Source organism: Streptomyces sp. 2-1 (genome assembly GCF_048564895.1).
Taxonomy (GTDB): domain Bacteria; phylum Actinomycetota; class Actinomycetes; order Streptomycetales; family Streptomycetaceae; genus Streptomyces; species Streptomyces phaeochromogenes.
Genome location: NZ_CP183383.1, coordinates 7760061 through 7782135, shown reverse-complemented (window position 1 = coordinate 7782135; position 22075 = coordinate 7760061). Strand labels below are relative to the sequence as shown.

The following is a 22075-nucleotide window of genomic DNA, read 5'->3' as shown; positions in this document are numbered from 1 at the left end:
TCATACGGAGCCTGGCGCGAGCTCTCAGTTGTCGCGCTTCTCCTTGATCTTCGCGGCCTTGCCGCGCAGGTCACGGAGGTAGTAGAGCTTCGCGCGACGCACGTCACCGCGGGTGACGAGCTCGATCTTCTCGACGATCGGGGTGTGCACCGGGAAGGTGCGCTCGACGCCGACGGAGAACGAGACCTTGCGGACCGTGAAGGTCTCGCGGACACCGGCGCCCTGGCGACGGATGACTACGCCCTTGAACTGCTGCACACGGGAGCGGTTGCCCTCGATGACGCGGACGTGGACGTTGACGGTGTCACCCGGGCGGAAGGCCGGGACGTCGCTGCGCAGCGACGCGGAGTCGACTGAGTCGAGCAGGTGAGACATGATCGTCTGCTTTCTTCGCCGATGCCACAGGTCATCAACGGAAGTCGGTGTTCAAAAGGGAGGCCGTGCGGGTCGGGGCGGGCGTCGTGTCCCCCTGTGGCAGGGGCGCACGCCGGACGACGTACAGCAGCCGCCTATTCTTCCACGGCCTCTGGCCTGCGCCAAAATCGGCCGTCGGGGCCGGGCTGCCAGCCGAGGATGGAGAGCATCTCGCGGTCCTTCTTGTCGAAGGCCGCGGGGTCGCAACGCTCGATGAGGTCCGGCCTGTTGGCCGTCGTGCGCTTCAGTGCCTCGTCCCGCCGCCAGCGGGCGATCTTCCCGTGGTGGCCGCTGAGCAGCACGTCCGGGATCCCACGGTCGCGCCACTGGGGCGGCTTCGTGTAGACGGGCCCCTCCAGGAGGTTGGCCATGGCTCCGGGCGCGAAGGAGTCGTCCCGGTGCGACTCGGCGTTTCCGAGGACACCGGGCAGCAGCCGGGCCACGGCCTCCGTGACGACCAGGACGGCCGCCTCGCCGCCGGCCAGCACGTAGTCGCCGATGGACACCTCGTAGACGGGCATACGGGTCGCGTACTCGTCGATGACACGGCGGTCGATGCCCTCGTAGCGGGCGGGTGTGAAGACCAGCCAGGGGCGCTCGGAGAGCTCGACGGCCAGCTCCTGATTGAACGGACGTCCGCTGGGTGTGGGGACGACCAGGACGGGCCCGTGGGAGCCCGTCTCGTAGCCGTCCGCGAGGACGGAGTCCAGCGCGTCGCCCCAGGGGTCGGTCTTCATGACCATGCCGGGGCCGCCGCCGTACGGGGTGTCGTCGACCGTGTTGTGCCGGTCGTACGTCCACTGCCGAAGATCATGCACGTGCACATTCAGCTGTCCACGCGCGCGTGCCTTGCCGACGAGCGAGACGTTCAGGGGTTCCAGGTACTCGGGGAAGATCGTGAGGACGTCGAGCCGCATCACGCCTCGTCTCCCGCGGAGGTGTTTTCGGCATCTCCGGAGGAGGCGTCATCGGCATCCCTGGAGGAGGCGATCTCGGCCCGGTCGTCGATCAGGCCGGGCGGCGGGTCGATGACCGCCCGCTGCTTCTCCAGGTCGATCTCGACGACGATCTCCTCGACGAACGGGATCAGCACCTCGGTCCCGTCGGCCCGCTCGACCACGAAGAGGTCCTGCGAGGGCAGGTGCGAGATCTCGGTGATCCGTCCGACCTCGGTGCCGTCCTCAAGGACGACGTCCAGGTCCATGAGCTGGTGGTCGTAGTACTCGTCCGGGTCCTCGGGCTTGTCGTCCGGGTCGACCTCGGCGATCAGCAGGGTGTTGCGCAGCGCCTCGGCGCCGTTGCGGTCGCGTACGCCCTCGAAGCGCAGCAGGAGACGGCCGCTGTGCACCCGCCCCGTCTCGATGGTCAGCGGACCGGCCGAGGCGGGGTCCGTGGCCAGGACGGCACCGGGCCCGAGCCGCAGCTCCGGCTCGTCGGTACGTACCTCGACGGTGACCTCGCCCTTGATGCCATGGGCGCGGCCCACCCGCGCGACTACCAGCTGCACTTGCCTGATCTCCTGTCGTGTGGCTACGGCATTGCCGCGTAGACGACTACGGGCCGGGGACGGCCCAATGGCCCTCCCCGGCCCGAGCCGGTGCTGCGTTCTACATCAGCGGACGTGGTCCACGTCGACGAGGTCGACACGGACGCCGCGGCCGCCGATGGCGCCCACGACGGTGCGCAGGGCGCGTGCGGTGCGGCCGTTGCGGCCGATCACCTTACCGAGGTCGTCGGGGTGCACCCGGACCTCGAGAACGCGTCCGCGACGCAGGTTGCGCGAGGCGACCTGCACATCGTCCGGGTTGTCGACGATGCCCTTCACGAGGTGCTCGAGAGCCTCCTCGAGCATGCTCAGGCCTCGGTCGACGCGGACTCGGCGGAAGCCTCGTCCTTCTTCTCAGCCTTCTTCTTCTGGGTGATGGCCTCACCCTTGCCCGTGTCGTCGCCGCCCAGGGCGTCGAACAGCGGGCGCGCGGCCTTCGGCTCGGCCACGAGCAGCGGCGCCGGGGCGGGCAGGCCCTTGTGCTTCTGCCAGTCGCCGGTCAGCTTGAGAATGGCGAGCACGGGCTCGGTCGGCTGCGCGCCGACACCCAGCCAGTACTGCGCACGCTCGGAGTCGACCTCGATGCGCGAGGGGTTCTGCACCGGGTGGTACAGACCGATCTCCTCGATGGCCCTGCCGTCACGGCGGGTACGGGAGTCGGCGACGACAATGCGGTAGTGAGGCGAACGGATCTTGCCCAGACGCTTCAGCTTGATCTTGACTGCCACTGGAGTGGTGTCTCCTGGTCTTGACGTGGTTGGGCACGACGAAATTGCCGCGTGGGGTTGCGGTACCCGAGTGCCCGATGGACGCGTCAGCCGGAGGAGAGAGGGGTCCTGTGCGGCTGTCGAGTACAGCTGGCCATTCTGCCACACCCTGACCGGGGCCTCGACCCGGGCAGCGCATGACCGGCCCGCGGCACGATCGGGCCCCGCGGGTGTCGCCGTCGAGGTGGGCCGCTGCGCAATCCGGCACCCACGAGATGCCACTGCGCTCTCCCGCACACCCCGGCGGCACGACGGCCCGCCGCTACGACGACTGTCCGCTCACCCCGCTGCGGCGCCGACCACCTCCGGGATACGGAACGGCTTCCCGCACCCTCCGCACACGATCGGCGCCTGGGCGAGGACCGACGGGACGACGCGGACGTTGCGCCCGCAGTCGCACACGGCCTTCACGCGCACGCCTCCTCCGGAGGAGCCGTGCCGGGCGGCCGGGCCCCGGAAGCTGCGGGCCGTGTCCGCGGCGGTCGCGACCGTGTGCGCCTTGAGGGCGCGCTGCAGCCGCTCGATCGTCGGGCGGTAGCGCCGCTTCGCCTCGGGGTTGAGCGTGACCAGCGAGAAGCCACTGCTGGGATGCGGCTCCTCGGGGTGGTCCAGGCCCAGCTCCTCGGCGATCGCGAGGAATCTGCGGTTGTGGTACCGGCCGGCGCGGGAGGTGTCTCGGACACCTCGGGCGGCGGCGATGCCGTGGACTGCTTCGTGAAGCAGTCGTTCGAAGGAGAGCTCGTGCCCGCAGGCGGACGACGACTCTCCGATCAGGGACTCTGGCGCGGCAAGATCTGGCAGCTCGGGGTGGTGCCGCTGAATGTCGGCCCACGCCCCTGCCAGCTCTGCGGCGAGAACAGGTGGTGTCGTGCTCACGTAATGACAACGAGCCGGGGTGCCTCTGTGTTCCTATTCCGGGGCATCCCAAATAATTTGCACGTACCCGTCAGTTGCCGCTGATGCGTCCTGACGAGGGCGGGTGCGCTGATCTGCGGAGAAGCCTCGCAGTTCACACCTAGCCGGTACGTAGTGACTCGTACGCCGCGGCCTGTAGACGGTGTCCGCGCGCCGGGGCACCTGCGGTCATCAGATGCGCAAGAGGCGTTTCGGTCCTTCTCGCGGCGGAATGCCGGGGCTCAGTAGGCGCGGGCCACGACGGCGACGTTACCGGGTGCGTCGTCGCTCCCGGGCACCGACCCGTCTTCCGCGACCAGACAGCGTACGGTCACCGCGTGCGCCGCGAGCTCGGCCTCGCCCTCTTCCCCGAGGTTGGCCCAGGGGATGCGCGCCCAGCCGCCGGCGACGGCGGCCTCGACGGCCTCCCCGATCGTCGACACCTCGGACGTCCGGGACTCCCGCCGCTCGCGCGACTGCGTCAGCAACAGGGCCTGGTCCTCTTCGAGTACGGCGGGCAGCAACTGTACGAGGGAGTCGATCGCCACCGGCTCCTTTCCGCCGGGGATGCGGCGGGCCAGCATCGCGGTGCCGTTCTCCAGGTCACGGGGGCCGACCTCGATACGTACGGGCACGCCCTTGAGTTCCCAGTCGACGGCTCGGCGGCCGAACGGGACGTCCGTGCGGTCGTCGACCCGGACCCGTACGCCCGCCGCCTTCAGCCGGTCGCCGATCTCGTGGACCTTGGCCAGAACCGCATCGTCGCCCTTGATGGCGAGGACCACGGCCTGTACGGGGGCGAGGCGCGGCGGCACCCGCAACCCACTGTCATCGCCGTGCGACATGATCAGGCCACCCACCATGCGGGTCGAGGACCCCCAGGAGGTCTGCCAGACGAGCTCCTGCCGGCCTTCCTTGGACAGGTACCGGGTGTTGAAGGCTTTGGCGAAGTTCTGGCCCAACTCATGGCTGGTGCCCATCTGCAGGGCCTTGCCGTCACCCATCATCGCTTCCAGCGTGAGGGTGTTGACGGCCCCGGCGAACCGCTCACTCGGCGTCTTCCGCCCCAGCACCACGTCGATGCCCAGGACGTTCACCATGAAGTCGGCGTACACCTTCTCGTGGATGTGCGCGGCGTAGTCCCGGGCGTCCTCGTACGTGGCGTGGGCCGTGTGTCCCTCCTGCCACAGGAATTCCGTCGTACGGAGGAACACGCGCGGGCGCATCTCCCAACGGACCACGTTCGCCCACTGGTTGATCAGCAGTGGGAGGTCGCGGTAGCTCTGGATCCACTTGGAGAAGTAGTCGTTGACGATCGTCTCGGAGGTGGGGCGGACGACGACCGGCTCCTCCAGCTCCTTGCCGCCGGCGTGCGTGACGACGGCGAGCTCGGGCGCGAAGCCCTCGACGTGCTCGGCCTCCTTGGTCAGGTACGACTGCGGGATGAAGAGCGGGAAGTACGCGTTCTGGGCACCCGCCTCCTTGATCCGGGCGTCCATCTCCTGCTGCATCCGCTCCCACAGCCCGTAGCCGTACGGCCGGATGACCATCGTGCCGCGCACCGGACCGTTGTCGGCCAGCTCGGCCTTGTTGATCAGATCCTGGTACCAGCGCGGGAAATCGTCGGCCCTGGGTGTGAGAACGGGTGGCTTTGCCATGGCGCGATGGTACGGGCACATGTTGCCGGTATGTGAATTTTTACGGCGCGCGCCGGTGGCACGCAAACCGGGCTCCGTAACCCCTGGACGCCACGACGAGCGCGGAGTTACCTGGCATACGGGGGCGGAGTGCGCGCGCACTGCACGGGGGCGGAGAAACGGGGCACAAGAAGCAACTCTCGGCGGATTGGGGCGCTTTCGATGACACCTACGCTCGTGCGGCATCACCAACCTCACGCGGGGACTGTGCCCCGGGTGGATCCGTGGGCACGCGCGCGTGACTGGGCCGAGATTCAGGAGCGGATGCTCGTCCCGCTCTACGAGGCCGTGTACCAGCGGCTCGAAGTGGGCTCTGCCACCCGGTTGTTGGGGCTCGGCTGCGGATCCGGTCTCGCGCTGCTCATAGCGGCCTCCCGAGGCGCCGGGGTCACCGGTGTCGATGCCGGCGCGCCCGAGCGGCTGGCTCTCGCGCGGGAGCGGTTACTGCCTCAGGCGTGGGGCACGCGTGCGCGTGCCGGGACCCGGCTCGTCGACGGGGAGCCTGCAGACCTCGCGTCCGGCTCGGGTGACCCGGAGCCGTCCGCGTACAACCTGGTGACGGCCTTCGAGCCGATCGGGTGTGTGGGCGGGGACTCCGAAGGGCTGGTCGAGTCGCTGGCGGGGGCGCGCCCGCTTGTGGGGCGGGGGGTTCCTGTGGTGATCGCGGGGTGGGGGCCGCCGGAGCGGTGTGCCACCGCCTCTGTGCTGCGGGTCGCCACCAAGCTGGCGGATCCGCTTCGGGGGGCGGGTAGTTGGCGGCCTGCCCTTCGGGACGATCTGGAGGAGGTCGCTCAGCGTGCGGGGCTTCGGCCCGACGGGTCCGGGCGGGTTTCCTGTCCCTTCGGGTATGCCGATGTGGACGCCGCGGTGCGGGGGTTGCTCTCCACGGGGCTGTTCGACGCTGCCGTCGCGGCCACGGATCAGGCTCAGGTCGACAAGGAGCTCCGCGAGGCGCTGCATCCACACCAGCGGTGTGACGGCACGGTGTGGATGCCGAACATCTTCCGCTACCTGATCGCGAGCACGCCCTGACCCGAACTCCCTTCGCCCCCGCCGCCCCTACCCATTCCCGTCCCCTGGGGGCTCCGCCCCCAGACCCCCGAATCGCGCTGAACGCGCTCGTCCTCAAACGCCGGACGGGCTGATAATGCCGACCCGGGCTGAAAGGACCGAGCGACAAGGGCGCCCCGAAAGGGGCGCGGGGAACCGCGCACCCCGCCACAGGCACCCCGCACCCAACACCAAGCAGCCGCTCCTCCAGCCCCTCCGGCGTTTGAGGAGCGGGGGTTCGGGGGCGGAGCCTCTGAAAAGGGACGGGAATGGGTAGGGGCGGCGGGGGCGAGGAAAGTCGGACTCAGGCATCCTTCGACAGGCGGGTGATGCCCGCGATGCGGTACGCGTCCGTCTCCTCCAGCGTCTCGTTCTCCAGGAGCGCCGCCGCGAGGGCATCGAGCTGGGACCGGTGGGCGCGGAGCATGCCGCACGCCTCCTCGTAGCACTCGTCCACGATCCGCCGCATCTCGTGCTCGATCGTGTCGAGGGTCTCCGGCGCGGCGGAGAGCCCGTACGCCTGCTGGGCGTCGCCCGGAAGCGCGGAAAGGCGGCCGACGCGTTCGCTCATGCCCCAGCGCGCGACCATGCCCCGGGCGATGTTGGTGACCTGCTCCAGATCGTTCTCGGCACCGGTGGTGACCACGTCGAAGACGACATGCTCCGCCGCCATGCCACCCAGCGCCCCGATGATCCGCCCCCGCAGATACTCCTCCGTGTACGCGTACCGATCGGCGTCAGGGGTGGAGAGCGTGACACCCAGCGCCCGCCCGCGCGGCACGATGGTGACCTTGCGGACCGGATCGGCGCCCGGATGCAGCATGCCGAGGAGGGCGTGCCCGCTCTCGTGGTAGGCGGTGCGCCGCCGCTCCTCCTCGGGCATCACGAGCGGCCGTTCCGCACCCAGCTGCACCTTCTCCAGCGCCTCGGAGAGGTCGCTCCGGGTGACCTGGGACTGCTTGCGCTTCACGGCCAGCAGCGCCCCCTCGTTCGCGAGGTTGGCCAGTTCCGCACCGGTCATGCCCGGCGTCGTACGGGCGATCTGGCCGAGGTCGACGTCCGGCGCGAGCGGGATCTCCCGGGTGTGGATCTCCAGGATCGCCTCGCGGCCGGCCCGGTCGGGAGGCGAGACGTTGACGACCCGGTCGAAGCGGCCGGGCCGGGTCAGCGCGGGGTCCAGGACGTCGGCCCGGTTGGTCGCCGCGATGACGATCACGCCCTCGGAGCCGGAGAAGCCGTCCATCTCGGTGAGGATCTGGTTCAGCGTCTGCTCGCGCTCGTCATGGCCGCCCATGCCGGAACCGGCGCCCCGCGCCCGCCCGATGGTGTCGATCTCGTCGATGAAGATGATCGACGGAGCCACCTTGCGGGCCTCGGCGAACAGCTCCCGCACCCGCGAGGCGCCGACACCCACGATCATCTCGATGAACTCGGAGGCGGAGGCCGAGAAGAACGGCACGCCCGCCTCCCCCGCGACCGCCCGCGCGAGCAGCGTCTTGCCCGTGCCGGGCGCACCGGCGAGCAGCACCCCGCGCGGCATCTTCGCGCCCATCCTGCGGTAGGCGTCCGGGTTCTTCAGGAAGTCGACCACGTCGTTGAGCTCGCCCTCGACCTCGTCGATACCCGCCACGTCCGCGAACGTCGTGCGCTCGGCGCCGGGCTGCAGTTCGACCGGCTTGGGCGGCGTCTTGCGGCCGAGCATGCCGCCCGCGCCGCCGAGGCCCGTCCTCATCCGCCGGGCGATGAAGATCCACAGGACGACCAGGAGCAGCATCGGTGCCAGCGAGATCAGCAGGTTCGACAGGAGGCTGCGCTGCTGGACCACCGGCTCGGCCGTCACGGTGACGTCGTGCCTGTCCAGCTGTTCCCAGAGCTTGTCGTCGGCGAAGACCGGGCGCTGGGTCTTGAACTTGGTGTACTTCCCGTCGCCCCCGGGGTTGTCCTGCGCCTTCTTGAGCTGGCCCTGGATGGCGTCACCCTTGGAGTAGATCTTGGTGACGTTGTCGTCGTCGACCTGCTTGCTGAATTCCGTGTACGAGATCGTCGGTTCGTCGCCCTCGTTGAAGACGGACAGCCCGAGGTAGGCGGCGAGGAAGACGACCAGGGCGGTGAGGGCCAGGCCCCACCAGCCGCCGCGCATCCGCCTCCCACCACCGGGCGACGGCTTCGGCGGCTCCTCCTCCGGAGTGCCCTCGGAGCGCCACGGCCGGTCGGGGGCCTTGCGCGGCGGCACGGGATTGCTGCTCATATCCGGACGTTACGACACGAAAGCCGCCCCAGCATGCGCGCAGAGGGCCGGCAGCGACCACAGAAGCCCAGGGCCGGAGGCCTGATACGCCCGGCACCCTGCACCCGGCACACAACGAGGCTGGGGGCGCCCTTCCAAAGAAGGGCGCCCCCAGCCTCGTACCGAAAAGTCGTCAGCCCATGAACTTCTTGAACTCGTCCGGGAGCTCGAAGTCCTGCGGCTGCTGGCCGCCCGGGAGGCCGAAGGCGCCACCGGCCTGGCCCGCGGCGTCGCGGCGCGCGGCTGCCTCTTCCTCCTGCTGCTTGCGCTTCATCGGGTTGCCGGAGCGCTGCTTGCCCTTGGCCTTCTTGGGCTGCTTCTTCGAGCGGCCGGCGCCGCCACCCGTGCCCGGCATCCCGGGCATCCCCGGCATGCCGCCGCCCTGGGCCATGCGGGACATCATCTTGCGGGCCTCGAAGAACCGCTCGACCAGGCCCTTGACCGCGCTGACCTCGACACCGGAACCCTTGGCGATACGGGCACGGCGCGAGCCGTTGATGATCGTCGGCTCCTGGCGCTCGCCCGGGGTCATCGACTTGATGATGGCGGCCGTACGGTCGACGTCACGCTCGTCGAGGTTGTTGATCTGGTCCTTGATCTGGCCCATGCCGGGGAGCATGCCGAGCAGCTTGGAGATGGAGCCCATCTTCCTGACCTGCTCCATCTGGGCCAGGAAGTCGTCGAGCGTGAAGTCCTGGCCCTTCTTGGAGGCCAGCTTCTCGGCCATCTGCTCGGCCTCTTGCTGCGAGAAGGTCTGCTCGGCCTTCTCGATCAGCGTGAGCATGTCGCCCATGCCGAGGATGCGGGACGCCATGCGGTCCGGGTGGAACGCGTCGAAGTCGTCCAGCTTCTCGCCGTTCGACGCGAACATGACCTGGCGGCCGGTGACGTGCGCGATGGAGAGCGCGGCACCACCACGGGCGTCGCCGTCGAGCTTCGAGAGGACCACGCCGTCGAAGCCGACGCCGTCACGGAAGGCCTCGGCGGTGTTGACCGCGTCCTGACCGACCATCGCGTCGACGACGAAGAGGATCTCGTCCGGCGAGACCGCGTCGCGGATGTCCGCGGCCTGCTGCATCAGCTCCTGGTCGATACCGAGGCGGCCGGCGGTGTCGACGATGACGACGTCGTGCTGCTTCTGCTTCGCGTACTCGATGGAGTCCTTGGCGACCTGGACCGGGTCACCGACGCCGTTGCCCGGCTGAGGGGCGTAGACGCCGACCCCGGCACGCTCGGCGACGACGCTCAGCTGGGTCACCGCGTTCGGGCGCTGGAGGTCGCAGGCGACCAGCAGCGGGGCGTGCCCCTGGCCCTGGAGCCACTTGCCGAGCTTTCCGGCGAGCGTGGTCTTACCGGCACCCTGCAGACCCGCGAGCATGATCACGGTCGGCGGCTGCTTGGCGAAGCGCAGCCGACGGGTCTCGCCGCCGAGGATGCCGACGAGCTCCTCGTTGACGATCTTGATGACCTGCTGGGCGGGGTTCAGTGCCTGCGACACCTCGGCCCCGAGGGCCCTCTCCTTGACCTGCTTGATGAAGGCCCGCACGACCGGCAGCGCGACATCCGCTTCCAGCAGGGCGATACGGATCTCGCGCGCGGTGGCGTCGATGTCCGCCTCGGACAGGCGCCCCTTGCCGCGAAGGTTCTTGAATGTCGCTGCGAGGCGATCGGAGAGAGTGTCGAACACGGCGGTCGCGAATCCTCAAGTAGGGGGCAGGGGGGCAGGTCCGCCCTCCAGGGTATCTGTCCGCGCCAGGAAGGGTCTCCACCCCGTCACAGGTTCCGGACACAGGGCCCTTTAAGGGGCGCAAGGCGTGACATCGTGCGGCTCCGCCGCGTGGGCGCGACCGGCCGCGGCCGACCGGCTGTGGGCCGACCGCGGCCGGCCCACAGCCGTCGAACCACCTCCCGGCGGAACGCTCACTCCCGCAAGGTGTCCTCCAACGCCCGGGCAACCGAAGCCGCCTGCTCCCCCGGCAGGGGCGCCCCCTCGGGCCCCGTCACATAGAACGCGTCCACCGCGTTCGCCCCCAGCGTCGAGACGTGCGCGCTACGGACCCGCACCTGCGCGTCCTCCAGCGCCCGCCCGATCCGGTGCAGCAGCCCAGGCGCGTCATGCGCACGCACCTCGATGACCGTGGCGAGCCGGGAGGCCGCGGCGGCCACGGACACCCGGGCGGGCGGTGCCACGATCCCCCGCCGGCGCGGATACGCGGCGTCCCGCTCGGCGAGGCGTCCGGTGATGTCGAGGGACCCGTCGAGGGCCCGTACGAGATCGGCGCGCAGGCGGGCGGCCTGCGGCAGTGAGCCGTACTCGGCGGCGACCCGCCAGTCGAGGAGCAGCACGGAGCCGGAGACGCCGTCGGGCAGGTCCAGCGCCCGCAGCTCCGCCGTCCGCACGGTGAGCCGGTGCATGGCGAGCACGCCCGCGACGGCCGGCAGGACGCCTTCCTGGTCCGGCACCGCGATGAGCAGTTCCACACCGAGGGGCTCCGGGTCACCGGACGGCTCCTCGGTGGGCGGCTCGGTCGGCGGCTCGGTCTGGGCGCGCAGCGAGAGCACGGGTCCGCCGGTGCGGAACGCCTCGATGGCGAGCCGCTCCTGCTCGGCGGTGGGCGCGGCGGCCTCGGGCTCCTCGGGGGTGTCCCCGGCGAGCACGGCGGAGACCCGCTTGACCAGGTCGGTGACGAGGGAGGCGCGCCACGAGGACCAGGCGGCGGGCCCGGTGGCCAGCGCGTCCGCCTCGGTCAGCGCGTGCAGCAGTTCCAGCGTGCCCTGCGAGCCGACCGCCTCGGCGACCGAGCGCACGGTCGCCGGGTCCTCCAGGTCGCGCCGGGTCGCCGTCTCGACGAGCAGCAGGTGATGGCGTACGAGGGTGGCGAGCACGGCCACGTCCGTGCGGTCGAAGCCGATCCGGGCGGCCACGTCCTTCGCGATGATCTCGCCGGCCACGGAGTGGTCACCGGGCCAGCCCTTGCCGATGTCGTGCAGCAGGGCGGAGACCAGCAGCAGGTCGGGGCGGTGGACGCGGCGGGTGAACTCCGCGGCGCGGACGGCCGTCTCGATCAGGTGGCGGTCGACGGTCCAGATGTGGACGGCGTTGCGCTGCGGGCGGCAGCGGACGCGCTCCCAGTCGGGCAGCAGCCGGGTGATCAGGCCCTCCGCCTCCAGGGCCTCCCAGACCTCGATGGTCGAGGGGCCCGAGCCGAGCAGCGTGACGAGCTGCTCGCGGGCCTCGGCGGGCCAGGGCGTGGGCAGCGGGCGGACCCCGGCGGCCATGCGGCGCACGGCGTGCAGGGAGAGGGGCAGGCCCGCCTGGGCGGCAGCGGCGGCGGCGCGCAGCGGCAGCACGGGGTCGCGGTCGGGGCGGGCGGCACGGGCGAGGACGACCTCGCCGTCCTGCTCGACGACGCCCTCGGCCAGCGGTGAACGCTCGGCGGTCGGCTTGCCGCCGCCCAGCATGGCGCGCAGCCGCGGCCGGACGGCACGCGACCGCAGCACGCGCCCCACCTCGCGCCAGGTGACATCACTGGCGTACGAGACGACGCGGGCGGCCTCGTACACCTGGCGCAGGAGTGTGTCGGCGTCGAGCAGGCCGAGTTCGGCGGCGACCTGGTCCTGCTCCTGGAGGGAGAGGCGGTCGGTGGCGCGGCCGGTGGCGAGGTGCAGGGCGTCACGGACGTCGAGGAGCCGCCTGCGGGCGTCGGCGAGGCCCTCGCGCGGGGCGTCGGCGAGCCAGGAGGCGGCGACGGCGCGCAGCGCGGTGGCGTCGCGCAGGCCGCCGCGGGCCTCCTTGAGGTCGGGTTCGAGGAGGAACTGCAGCTCGCCCTGGCGTTCGGCGCGCTCGGCGCAGAGTTCCTGGAGTTCGGGGAGACGTTTCGGCGCCTGGTTGCGCCAGTCGGCGAGGACGGCCGTGCGCAGCCCGGCGGTGAGGCCGAGGTCGCCGGCGAGGTGCCGGGCGTCCAGCAGTCCGAGCTGGACCTTCAGGTCCTCGCCCGCGGTCTTGCGTGCCTCGGCGGGCGTACGGACGGAGTGGTCGAGGTCGAGGCCGAGGTCCCAGATCGGGTACCAGATGCGGTCGGCCAGGGAGGCCACCGCGCCGGGGTCGGCGCTGCCGTCGTGCAGGAGCAGCAGGTCGAGGTCGCTGCGCGGGGAGAGCTCTCCGCGGCCGTAGCCGCCGACGGCGACGAGCGAGATGCCGCGCAGCTTGTCGGCGCCCGCGTCGAACAGACCGGACAGCCAGTCGTCGGTCAGTTCGGCGAGGGCCGCACGGCGCGGCGGCCCGGACCGCGCCCCCTCCTGGAGGAGGCGCAGCCGGGCCGCCGCATAGCCGCTGGGTCCCGAGTCCTCTGCTTCCGTACGCACGTCCGTACTCGTCACCCAGTGGCTCCTGTTCTTGTTCTGCCTACAGCGCGTCGGGTCCGCGCTCGCCGGTCCGGACCCGGACCGCCGTCTCGACCGGGACGGACCAGACCTTGCCGTCGCCGATCTTGCCGGTACGGGCCGCCTTGACGATGACGTCGAGCAGCTGCTCGGCGTCGTCGTCCTCGACCAGCACCTCGATGCGGATCTTGGGGACGAGGTCGACGGTGTACTCGGCACCGCGGTAGACCTCGGTGTGACCCCGCTGACGACCGTAGCCGCTCGCCTCGGTGACCGTCAGACCGTGAACTCCGAAGGCCTGGAGGGCCTCCTTGATCTCGTCGAGCCGGTGGGGCTTCACGACGGCGGTGATGAGCTTCATGCGTCCACCTTCTTGGCGGGAGTGCCCTGGGCCGGGGAGGGTGCGGAGCTGAAGGCCGCACCGCCGCCGCCACCGCTGAAGTCGTATGCGGTCTCGGCGTGCTCGGCCTGGTCGATGCCCGCGATCTCGTCGTCCTCGGAGACGCGCATCCCGATCGTCTTGTCGATCAGGAAGGCGAGCACCGCGGAGGCCACGAGGGAGTAGGCGAGGACCGCGAAGACACCGGCGCACTGCTTCCAGAACTGGTCGAGGCCGCCGCCGTAGAAGAGGCCCGCGACGTCGGACTGGCCGCCGCCGGTGGCGAGGAAGCCGATCAGCAGGGAGCCGACGACACCGCCGACGAGGTGGACACCGACGACGTCGAGCGAGTCGTCGTAGCCGAACTTGTACTTGAGGCCGACGGCCATGGCACAGAGCAGACCGGCGACGACACCGACGGCGATCGCGCCGAGCGGGGACACGGCACCACCCGACGGGGTGATGGCGACCAGACCGGCGACCGCGCCGGAGGCGGCACCCAGCGTGGTGAACGCGCCGTGGCGGATCTTCTCGTAGGCGAGCCAGGCCAGCATGGCCGCGGCGGTGGCGATCTGCGTGTTGATGAACATCAGCGCGCCGACGCCGTCGTCGTTGCCGAGCCAGGAGCCGGCGTTGAATCCGAACCAGCCGAACCACAGCAGACCGGCGCCGAGCATGACCAGCGGCAGGCTGTGCGGGCGCATCGGGTCCCTCTTGAAGCCGACGCGCTTGCCGATCACGAGGATCACGCCGAGCGCCGCGGCACCCGCGTTGATGTGGACCGCCGTACCACCGGCGAAGTCGATGACGCCGAGCTCGAAGGCCCAGCCGCCCGCGCCCCAGACCCAGTGCGCGACCGGGAAGTAGACGACCGTGGCCCACAGGGCGACGAAGAGCGCCCAGCCCGTGAACTTCACACGGTCCGCGACCGCGCCGCTGATCAGGGCGGGCGTGATGATCGCGAACATCAGCTGGAAAACGGCGAAGACGTAGATCGGGATGGTGTAACCGTCCCAGAGCTGCGTGATGCCGATCCCACTCAGGCCCACGTAGTCCGATGACCAGCCGATGATGCTGCCCGAGTCGGTGCCGAAGGCGAGGGAGAAGCCGTAGAGCACCCACAGGATGGTGACGATCCCCATGCTGATGAAGCTCATCATCAACATGTTCAGGGTGCTCTTGACCCGGACCATGCCTCCGTAGAAGAAGGCGAGTCCGGGAGTCATGATCAGCACCAGGGCGGAACAGATGAGCATGAACCCGGTGTTGGCGGCAGACAGCGTGGGAGCGTCTGCGGCAAGCGTGATGGCTGGTGCCATCGGCGTCTCCTCGTCGTTTGGTACGGCCCCGTGCGGGCGAAGCCATGAGCGGTTATGAGGGGTGGGCCGGTTATGCGCCAGAGATTGGCGCAGCGCGGTTTCGACCGGCACCCCTCGATGTTTCGCCGCCGTGACGAAGAGGTCCTGTGTGTTACGCGTCGATGAACTGGCTGATGTCGGTCCGCGCGATCGTTATCGTGGCGCAACCTTCATCGAAGGTATGGAACCGGCCGCGGTCGGCCGTCCGATGACCTGGCATGGGGGAGCCGAGTCGGGCTGTTAAGGACGGCGGCCGCGGCCGGGGTACTGGGGTCAGACCGCCTCGGCGGTCTCGGGCAGATCGATGGCGAGTTGCTCGGTCAGGTCCACCACGGCGGCGAGATCGCCGAAATCGCGTACAGCCGTGTCGACGGTTTTTCGGATACGAGTGTTGACCCTCTCGGAGCGCACCTTCTTGGCGACCTTCAGGGCCGCGCGCACCAGGACCGTGCTCTGCTCGGGCTCCTGCCTCAGGAGGTGCACCGTGCCCATCCCGACGAGGTTGAGTGCGTACGAACGCTGGTGCTCGGCGTCCTTCTCGAAGAGGTCGACGGCCTTCTGCATGACGGGCTCGGCCAGCGAGGCGTACGTGGGGCTGCGGCCCGCGACATAGGCCAGGTCGCGGAAGGAGTGGGAGTTCTCGCCGTGCAGCTCGGCCTCGGAGAAGAAGCGGATCCAGTCGGGATCGGGCTCGTCGAACTCGAGCGCGTCACCGAACGTGTCCTCGGCCATCCGGACGGCTCGCTTGCACTTTCCGGGCTGCCCCATGTTGGCGTAGGCCCGGGCCTCCATCGCATACAGCATGGACTGGGTCCGTGGGCTCGCGCAGTCGCGGCTTCCGTACTGCGCGAGGTGGATCAGTTCCAGAGCGTCGTCGGGCCGGCCGAGGTGGATCATCTGGCGGCTCATGCTGGAGAGGACGTACGAGCCGAGCGGTTTGTCGGCGGCCTCCTTGGCGGCGTGCAGGGCGAGGACGAAGTACTTCTGGGCGGTCGGCTGGAGCCCGACGTCGTAGCTCATCCAGCCCGCCAGCTCGGCCAGCTCGGCGGCGACCTTGAACAGGCGCCGGGTGGTGGCCTCGGGCTGTGGCTCCTGGAGGAGGTCGGTCACCTCGTGCAGCTGGCCGACGACGGCCTTGCGACGCAGGCCGCCGCCGCACTGGGCGTCCCACTGGCGGAACATGACCGTGGTGGATTCGAGGAGGTCCAGCTCGGGCTGGGAGAGCCGGCCGGGGCGGCGCAGGGCGGCGGGGGACTCGGGCTGCTCACGGGGGGTGACGGGGCTGGGCACCAGCCAGCGCTGCATGGGCTCGATCAGCGAGGGGCCCGCGGAGAGCGCCAGTGACGTGCCGAGGAATCCGCGCCGCGCCAGCATCAGGTCGCTGCGCGAGAACTCACCGATCAGGGCGACGGTCTGCGGACCCGTCCAGGGCAGGTCGACGCCGGACACGGACGGTGACTGGTGCGCGGCGCGCAGGCCCAGGTCCTCGACGGCGACGACACAGCCGAAACGCTCGGAGAACAGCTCGGAGAGGATGCGCGGGATGGGCTCGCGGGGATTCTCGCCGTCCAGCCAGCGGCGGACGCGCGAGGTGTCCGTCGAGATGTGGTTGGCTCCCAACTGGCGTGCTCTGCGGTTCACTTGACGCGCCAGCTCGCCCTTGGACCAACCGCTGCGCACGAACCACGAGCCCAACAGCTCATTGGGGCGCTTGTCAGCAGTCGTCCCGCCTCCGCCGTTGCCGCCCACTGGAACGCCCCCATCCCTGAACCCACTTGTGCGCTGTGTGCGCCAAGCCCTACCAGAATGCCGGTACATATGGTCGTCCGTCCGGTGGTTCTCACCCATCGAACGAGAAGCCGAGTTGCCTCCGGCATACCCACGAGTGCATGCGTCCCCAGGACCCGTGCACTCACGGTAATCCTACGATCACCCGTCCAGCCATGGCGATCCCGGAAACGCCACCATTCGCCACCCCTTCGAATGAACTCCCGGCGGCCTGTACGCGATTCACTTGACACATGACGGCCGGGAGTGGGCGGAGCGTTGCACATCGGGGCGCGCGAAGCCGGACGCACCACCCGTGACACCACCGGGCGCCGCATGAACCGCACAGCGTTGGGAACGCAGAGTTACGGTTCCGTTCCGTCACGTAACCACCTGCGCGCTGGACCCGTTGGAGGGGGCATGGGCTTCACGATCGGCGGCATCCGCGAAATCCGGTCCGGCTCTCGTCGCCGCGGCCGCTCCTCGGAGTGCACGGCCGTGGCCGAGTTCACCGGACTGTGGGGCTGGGACGTGGCGCCCGGCGCCCGGACCGCCGCGGGGACCTGCTCGTGCGGCCGGGCCGACTGCCGGGCACCGGGCGCGCATCCTCTGGACTTCGCCCCCGTCGTCCCGGCGGGTGCCACGCTCGACGAAGTGACGCAGGCCTGGGGCGAGTTCCCCGGCGCCGCGGTGATGCTTCCCGTGGGCCGCGCCTTCGACATCATCGAGGTCGCCGAGCCGGCCGGCCGCCGCGCCCTGGTCCGGCTCGAACGCATGGGGCTCCCGGTGGGCCCCGTGGCCGCCACCCCGGACGGCCGCGCCCACTTCTTCGTCGCCCCCGGCGCCGCGGCCGAACTGCCCGAGCTGCTCTACCGCATGGGCTGGGACGACGCCGCGCTCGACCTGCACGGCCTGGGCCCCGGCACGTACATCACGGCCCCGCCCTCCGACCGCGCCGGCCTCGGCCCGGTCCACTGGCTCCGCTCCCCCGCCCTCGACTCGGCCACGAAGCCGCCCGCGGCACGACTGTTGCTGGGGACGCTGGCGTACGTGGCGCATCGCTCGCGCGCATAGCCTGCCGACCTGCCGACATAGACCTACCGAACCAGACCTACCGAAACGGAAGGGCCCCATCGCATCTGCACCATGCGGTGGGGCCCTTCCTCGCGTACGTACCTCTCGTACGGGACGTCACTCTCCGATAAGGGCATCCACGAACGCCTCCGGCTCGAACGGGGCCAGGTCGTCCGCGCCCTCGCCGAGGCCGACGAGCTTGACGGGGACGCCCAGTTCGCGCTGGACGGCGATGACGATGCCGCCCTTGGCCGTGCCGTCGAGCTTGGTCAGGACGATGCCGGTGATGTCGACGACCTCGGCGAAGACCCGGGCCTGGACCAGGCCGTTCTGGCCGGTGGTGGCGTCCAGGACGAGCAGCACCTCGTCCAGCGGGGCGTGCTTCTCGACGACGCGCTTGACCTTGCCGAGCTCGTCCATGAGACCGGTCTTGGTGTGCAGCCGGCCCGCGGTGTCGATGAGTACGACGTCCGCGCCCTCCTGGATGCCCTCCTTGACGGCATCGAAGGCGATGGACGCGGGGTCGCCGCCCTCGGGGCCGCGCACGGTGCGGGCGCCGACGCGCTCGCCCCAGGTCTGCAGCTGGTCGGCGGCGGCGGCGCGGAAGGTGTCGGCCGCGCCGAGCACGACGTGCTTGCCGTCGGCGACGAGCACGCGCGCGAGCTTGCCGGTGGTGGTGGTCTTGCCGGTGCCGTTGACCCCGACGACCATCACGATGCCCGGGGTGTCGAGACCGGACTCGGTGTTCACGGTGCGGTCGAAGTCGGGCACGAGGAGGGTGAGCAGTTCCTCGCGCAGCAGGGTCCGCAGCTCGTCGGGAGTGCGCGTGCCGAGCACCCGCACCCGCTCGCGCAGCCGCTCGACCAGCTCCTGGGTAGGCTGCACACCGACATCGGCGGTGAGCAGCGTGTCCTCGATCTCCTCCCAGGTGTCCTCGTCGAGGTGCTCGCGCGAGAGGAGCGTGAGCAGCCCCTTGCCGAGCGCGTTCTGTGAGCGGGAGAGGCGGGCGCGCAGGCGGACCAGGCGGCCCGCGGTCGGCTCCGGGACCTCGACCGGGGGCGCTTCGGCCACCGGCGCCGGCTCGTCGACGGCGACCGGCGCGGACGCCGAGGCGTCCGGAAGATCCACCTCCTCTATGGTGCGGCGCGGTTCGTCGCGCGGCGTCTCGGCCTCGTCGCCGATATGCGGCTCGGCCGGCGGAGCGGTGATGTCGGGGGCGGCGGGGGGCGACGGGGGCAGCTGCTTGCGCCTGCGGCTGCCGATGACGAGCCCGCCGAGCGCGCCGATCACGACCACGGCGATGACTACAGCAAGGATGACGATTTCCATAACGCGTCCAGTATCGGCCATGGGCCCCTGACGGCTACTGCTTGTACTTTCCTCCGAAGGACATAAGCCGCCCAAGGCAAAGGTTCGAACTGGTATTCGATGACCATCCGCCCCTCCGTGGTGCGGAGCCCGCCCGATCCGGAGCCGGACAACCGGCCCACCACTCTGGCCGTCTGACGATCCGTCAGCTACCGTCCCCCTGCACCGACATCACCGGCACCCCACCCGGCTCGGCGAAGGGGGACTTTCCCATGCCCGCAACGGTCGTACGTTTCAACCTCGTTGAGCCCGGCGCGACTCCCGCCTCGCTCAGCGCCCGCTACAAGGCCGCGCTGGAGATGGCGGCCTATGCCGACGACCGCGGGATGACCACCGTGCAGACCGAGGAGCACCACGGTGTCGACAACAACTGGCTGCCCTCGCCGTTCACCTTCGCGGGCGCGGTCTTCGGCGCGACCCGGCGCATCGCGGTCACCGTCTCGGCGATCATCGGCCCGCTGCACGACCCTCTGCGGCTGGCCGAGGACATCGCCGTGCTCGACCTGCTGAGCGGCGGCCGGCTGATCACGGTCGCGGGGATCGGCTACCGCCCCGAGGAGTACGCGATCTTCGACGTGGAGTGGAAGCGGCGCGGCCGTCTCCAGGACGAGCTCCTGGAGACGCTGCTGAAGGCGTGGACCGGCGAGGAGTTCGAGTACCGGGGCCGTACGGTACGGGTCACGCCGCGCCCCTTCTCGGATCCGCACCCCCTGCTGCTGGTCGGCGGCTCCTCCGAGGCGGCGGCCCGCCGGGCGGCCCGGCTCGGACTGCCGTTCTTCCCGAGCGCGCATCTGCCGGAGCTGGAGGCCTACTACAAGGAGCGGCTGGTCGAGTACGGCAAGGAGGGCTGGACCATGATGCCCTCGGCGGTCACCCCTCTCCTGCACCTGGCCGAGGACCCGGACCGTGTGTGGGCCGAGCACGGCGAGCACTTCCTGCACGAGGCGAGGACGTACGCCTCCTGGCAGTCGTCCGACATCCGCTCGGCGGTGCGGTCGGCGGCCACGACGGTCGACGAGCTGCGCGCCGAGGGTGTCTACCGGATCGTTACTCCGGACGAGTGTCTGGCGCAGGGCCTCGACAGCTACGTACTGCATCCGCTGTCCGGCGGGATGCCGATCGACGAGGGCTGGCGCAGCATGCATCTGTTCTGCGAGAACGTACTGCCCCGGCTCAAGGGCCTCTAGATCCTGGGAGGGATCCTCGGGGACCGAGCCGGGGCAGTACGCCTTACGGGTACGGGGAGAGGGGCAGCGGGGACTTGGCCCTTCTCCCCGAGTTCGGGGAGCCGGCGAGGACCCGCGATTCGCGGAGGCCTCGCCGGACGGACGGGGCTAGCCCATCTCCTCCAGGGTCTTGCCCTTCGTCTCCGTCACGAACTTGAGCACGAACGGGATGGAGAGCGCGGCGAAGACCGTGTAGATCACGTAGGTCATGGAGAGGTTCCAGTCGGCCAGCGACGGGAAGCTCGCGGTGATGGCCCAGTTGGCGATCCACTGTGCGGAGGCGGCGACACCGAGGGCGGCGGCGCGGATCTTGTTCGGGAACATCTCACCGAGGAAGACCCAGACGACGACACCCCAGGAGAGGGCGAAGAAGAGCACGAACACATGGGCGGCGATCAGGGCGACCCAGCCCTGGGTGGCCGGCAGCTTGCCGTCGACGAGGTCGAAGGAGAAGGCCCAGGCCTCCAGGCCGAGCCCGATGACCATGCCCACGGAACCGATGAGCGCGAGCGGCTTACGGCCGATCCGGTCGACGAAGATCATGGCGATCACGGTGCCGACGATGTTGATGATCGACGTCGTGAACGAGTAGAAGAACGACTCGGACGGGTCGACGCCGACCGACTGCCACAGGGTCGAGGAGTAGTAGAACGCGACGTTGATGCCGACGAACTGCTGGAAGACCGAGAGGCCGATGCCGATCCAGACGATCGGCTTGAAGAAGAAGGTCCCGCCCAGCAGGTCCTTGAAGACCGACTTGTGCTCGCTCTTCATGGCGTGCTCGATCTCGGCGACGCGGGCGTCCAGGTCGACGTGGTCGCCCTCGACCTCGCGCAGCACCTCGCGGGCGCGCGCGTCCTTGCCGGCCGAGATCAGGAAGCGCGGCGACTCGGGGATCGCGAAGGAGAGCAGGCCGTAGAGGACGGCCGGGATGACCATGACACCGAGCATGACCTGCCAGGCTTCGAGCCCCATTTTTTTTTTTTTTTTTTTTTTTTTTTTTTTTTTTTTTTTTTTTTTTTTTTTTTTTTTTTTTTTTTTTTTTTTTTTTTTTTTTTTTTTTTTTTTTTTTTTTTTACGAGCTTGCCGCGCTGGTCGCCGCCGGCGGCGTTCAGGATGCCCCAGTTGACCAGCTGCGAGATGGCGATGCCGATGACGATCGCGGCCTGCTGGAAGGAGCCGAGCCGTCCGCGGTACGCGGCGGGGGCGACCTCGGCGATGTAGGCCGGGCCGATGACCGAGGCCATACCGATGGCGAAGCCGCCGATGACCCGCCAGAAGGCCAGGTCGTACAGGGCGAAGGGCAGCGCCGACCCGACGGCGCTGACGATGAACAGCACGGCCGAGATCTGCATGCAGCGGATACGGCCGATGCGGTCGGCGATCCGGCCCGCGGTGGCGGCGCCGATCGCACAGCCGATCAGCGCGATGGCGATGACCTGGGCCAGGGCCGCAGAACCGATGTCGTAGCGGTCCCGGATGGCCTCGACGGCGCCGTTGATCACGGCACTGTCGTAACCGAAGAGGAAACCGCCCATCGCGGCCGCCGCCGCGATGAAGATGACGTGCCCGAGATGTTCGGGATGAGCCTCACGGGCTCCTGACTTGAGCGGCTGCGCTGAGCTGGTCACGTGTAACTCCTCGGGCCACCGGCCTCACTGCCGGGGGTGGGGGCGAGCCCTCCAGGACGGTGTTTCCAGTGGCGCACACGTTTACGCCGCCCACCACCTGAAGGTAAAAGCAACGCCGTCGACCCTATGCCTTCAAGTTCCGAAGTCAATAGGCGGGTACCTGTGAGTTTCGAGGCAGCATATGGCGTAGTTGTGTTCAACTCTTAAAGAAAGAGAAACGGCCTCTTAAAGGCT

At 69.7% G+C, this 22075-nt stretch carries 17 protein-coding genes and 2 pseudogenes; 3 read left to right on the top strand and 16 right to left on the bottom strand.

Translation table 11 applies throughout. The features are described 5' to 3' along the window. Positions 1-24 precede the first annotated feature (24 nt). The 7 genes from rplS to proS form a co-directional block, all read right to left on the bottom strand. Positions 25-375, bottom strand: coding sequence for a 50S ribosomal protein L19 (rplS, locus tag ACN20J_RS34330; RefSeq protein WP_067026952.1), 351 nt, complete (start codon positions 373-375; stop codon positions 25-27). A 134-nt stretch (positions 376-509) separates the two neighbouring features. Continuing rightward, positions 510-1331: a tRNA (guanosine(37)-N1)-methyltransferase TrmD gene (gene trmD / locus ACN20J_RS34325; RefSeq protein ID WP_189843714.1), complete on the bottom strand. Its 822-nt coding sequence runs from the start codon at positions 1329-1331 to the stop codon at positions 510-512. Then, the gene (rimM, locus tag ACN20J_RS34320; protein ID WP_189843566.1) at positions 1331-1921 is read right to left on the bottom strand and encodes a ribosome maturation factor RimM; all 591 of its coding nucleotides are present in this window, start codon (positions 1919-1921) and stop codon (positions 1331-1333) included. Before rimM ends, trmD begins: the two co-directional genes overlap by 1 nt. Positions 1922-2026: 105 nt before the next feature. Then, positions 2027-2266, bottom strand: a complete 240-nt coding sequence (locus ACN20J_RS34315; protein ID WP_003973401.1) for an RNA-binding protein — start codon at positions 2264-2266, stop codon at positions 2027-2029. A 2-nt stretch (positions 2267-2268) separates the two neighbouring features. After that, positions 2269-2688 (bottom strand): 30S ribosomal protein S16, encoded by a 420-nt coding sequence (gene rpsP, locus ACN20J_RS34310; RefSeq protein WP_055614596.1) that lies wholly within the window; start codon positions 2686-2688, stop codon positions 2269-2271. Positions 2689-3006: 318 nt separating this feature from the next. After that, positions 3007-3603: a hypothetical protein gene (locus tag ACN20J_RS34305; RefSeq protein WP_107021810.1), complete on the bottom strand. Its 597-nt coding sequence runs from the start codon at positions 3601-3603 to the stop codon at positions 3007-3009. A 260-nt stretch (positions 3604-3863) separates the two neighbouring features. Beyond that, positions 3864-5279, bottom strand: coding sequence for a proline--tRNA ligase (gene proS / locus ACN20J_RS34300; protein ID WP_419667498.1), 1416 nt, complete (start codon positions 5277-5279; stop codon positions 3864-3866). Positions 5280-5480: 201 nt separating this feature from the next. On the opposite strand from proS, the gene ACN20J_RS34295 reads away from it, so the two are divergent. Next, positions 5481-6350, top strand: coding sequence for an SAM-dependent methyltransferase (locus tag ACN20J_RS34295; protein WP_419667497.1), 870 nt, complete (start codon positions 5481-5483; stop codon positions 6348-6350). 322 nt (positions 6351-6672) lie between these two features. Here ACN20J_RS34295 and ftsH read toward each other — a convergent pair whose 3' ends face one another. From ftsH to ACN20J_RS34265, 6 genes are all read right to left on the bottom strand, one after another. Then, positions 6673-8616, bottom strand: a complete 1944-nt coding sequence (ftsH, locus tag ACN20J_RS34290; RefSeq protein WP_189843569.1) for an ATP-dependent zinc metalloprotease FtsH — start codon at positions 8614-8616, stop codon at positions 6673-6675. Positions 8617-8788: 172 nt separating this feature from the next. Continuing rightward, positions 8789-10342, bottom strand: a complete 1554-nt coding sequence (ffh, locus tag ACN20J_RS34285) for a signal recognition particle protein (RefSeq protein ID WP_364191055.1) — start codon at positions 10340-10342, stop codon at positions 8789-8791. A 233-nt stretch (positions 10343-10575) separates the two neighbouring features. Continuing rightward, positions 10576-13035: a [protein-PII] uridylyltransferase gene (locus ACN20J_RS34280; RefSeq protein ID WP_361890596.1), complete on the bottom strand. Its 2460-nt coding sequence runs from the start codon at positions 13033-13035 to the stop codon at positions 10576-10578. Positions 13036-13060: 25 nt separating this feature from the next. Beyond that, complete coding sequence (locus tag ACN20J_RS34275; RefSeq protein ID WP_055510557.1) at positions 13061-13399, bottom strand: P-II family nitrogen regulator; 339 nt, start codon at positions 13397-13399, stop codon at positions 13061-13063. Next, the gene (locus tag ACN20J_RS34270; protein ID WP_055616195.1) at positions 13396-14736 is read right to left on the bottom strand and encodes an ammonium transporter; all 1341 of its coding nucleotides are present in this window, start codon (positions 14734-14736) and stop codon (positions 13396-13398) included. Before ACN20J_RS34270 ends, ACN20J_RS34275 begins: the two co-directional genes overlap by 4 nt. 312 nt (positions 14737-15048) lie before the next feature. After that, positions 15049-16524, bottom strand: coding sequence for a hypothetical protein (locus ACN20J_RS34265; RefSeq protein ID WP_189843572.1), 1476 nt, complete (start codon positions 16522-16524; stop codon positions 15049-15051). Positions 16525-16962: 438 nt separating this feature from the next. Between ACN20J_RS34265 and ACN20J_RS34260 the strand changes: the two genes are divergently transcribed. Beyond that, positions 16963-17616, top strand: coding sequence for a bifunctional DNA primase/polymerase (locus tag ACN20J_RS34260; protein ID WP_419667496.1), 654 nt, complete (start codon positions 16963-16965; stop codon positions 17614-17616). Positions 17617-17733: 117 nt separating this feature from the next. Here ACN20J_RS34260 and ftsY read toward each other — a convergent pair whose 3' ends face one another. Next, a complete protein-coding gene (ftsY, locus tag ACN20J_RS34255) occupies positions 17734-18945 on the bottom strand; it encodes a signal recognition particle-docking protein FtsY (protein ID WP_189843574.1) in 1212 nt (403 codons plus the stop codon). Between the two features lie 251 nt (positions 18946-19196). Between ftsY and ACN20J_RS34250 the strand changes: the two genes are divergently transcribed. Further along, positions 19197-20171, top strand: a complete 975-nt coding sequence (locus ACN20J_RS34250) for an LLM class flavin-dependent oxidoreductase (RefSeq protein WP_190232297.1) — start codon at positions 19197-19199, stop codon at positions 20169-20171. A gap of 147 nt (positions 20172-20318) precedes the next feature. Here ACN20J_RS34250 and ACN20J_RS34245 read toward each other — a convergent pair. Beyond that, positions 20319-21185 (bottom strand): annotated as a pseudogene (locus tag ACN20J_RS34245) (MFS transporter); the annotation flags it as partial. Between the two features lie 104 nt (positions 21186-21289). After that, a pseudogene (locus ACN20J_RS34240) lies at positions 21290-21841 on the bottom strand (MFS transporter); the annotation flags it as partial. Between the last annotated feature and the right edge of the window lie 234 nt (positions 21842-22075).

What these genes read in the sequence shown, in the direction of transcription:
- rplS (WP_067026952.1), bottom strand. Translation starts at nt 375, where the DNA reads ATGTCTCACCTGCTCGACTCAGTCGACTCCGCGTCGCTGCGCAGCGAC.
- trmD (WP_189843714.1), bottom strand. Translation starts at nt 1,331, where the DNA reads ATGCGGCTCGACGTCCTCACGATCTTCCCCGAGTACCTGGAACCCCTG.
- ACN20J_RS34315 (WP_003973401.1), bottom strand. Translation starts at nt 2,266, where the DNA reads ATGCTCGAGGAGGCTCTCGAGCACCTCGTGAAGGGCATCGTCGACAAC.
- proS (WP_419667498.1), bottom strand. Translation starts at nt 5,279, where the DNA reads ATGGCAAAGCCACCCGTTCTCACACCCAGGGCCGACGATTTCCCGCGC.
- ACN20J_RS34295 (WP_419667497.1), top strand. Translation starts at nt 5,481, where the DNA reads ATGACACCTACGCTCGTGCGGCATCACCAACCTCACGCGGGGACTGTG.
- ftsH (WP_189843569.1), bottom strand. Translation starts at nt 8,616, where the DNA reads ATGAGCAGCAATCCCGTGCCGCCGCGCAAGGCCCCCGACCGGCCGTGG.
- ACN20J_RS34275 (WP_055510557.1), bottom strand. Translation starts at nt 13,399, where the DNA reads ATGAAGCTCATCACCGCCGTCGTGAAGCCCCACCGGCTCGACGAGATC.
- ACN20J_RS34270 (WP_055616195.1), bottom strand. Translation starts at nt 14,736, where the DNA reads ATGGCACCAGCCATCACGCTTGCCGCAGACGCTCCCACGCTGTCTGCC.
- ACN20J_RS34260 (WP_419667496.1), top strand. Translation starts at nt 16,963, where the DNA reads ATGGGCTTCACGATCGGCGGCATCCGCGAAATCCGGTCCGGCTCTCGT.
- ftsY (WP_189843574.1), bottom strand. Translation starts at nt 18,945, where the DNA reads ATGGAAATCGTCATCCTTGCTGTAGTCATCGCCGTGGTCGTGATCGGC.
- ACN20J_RS34250 (WP_190232297.1), top strand. Translation starts at nt 19,197, where the DNA reads ATGCCCGCAACGGTCGTACGTTTCAACCTCGTTGAGCCCGGCGCGACT.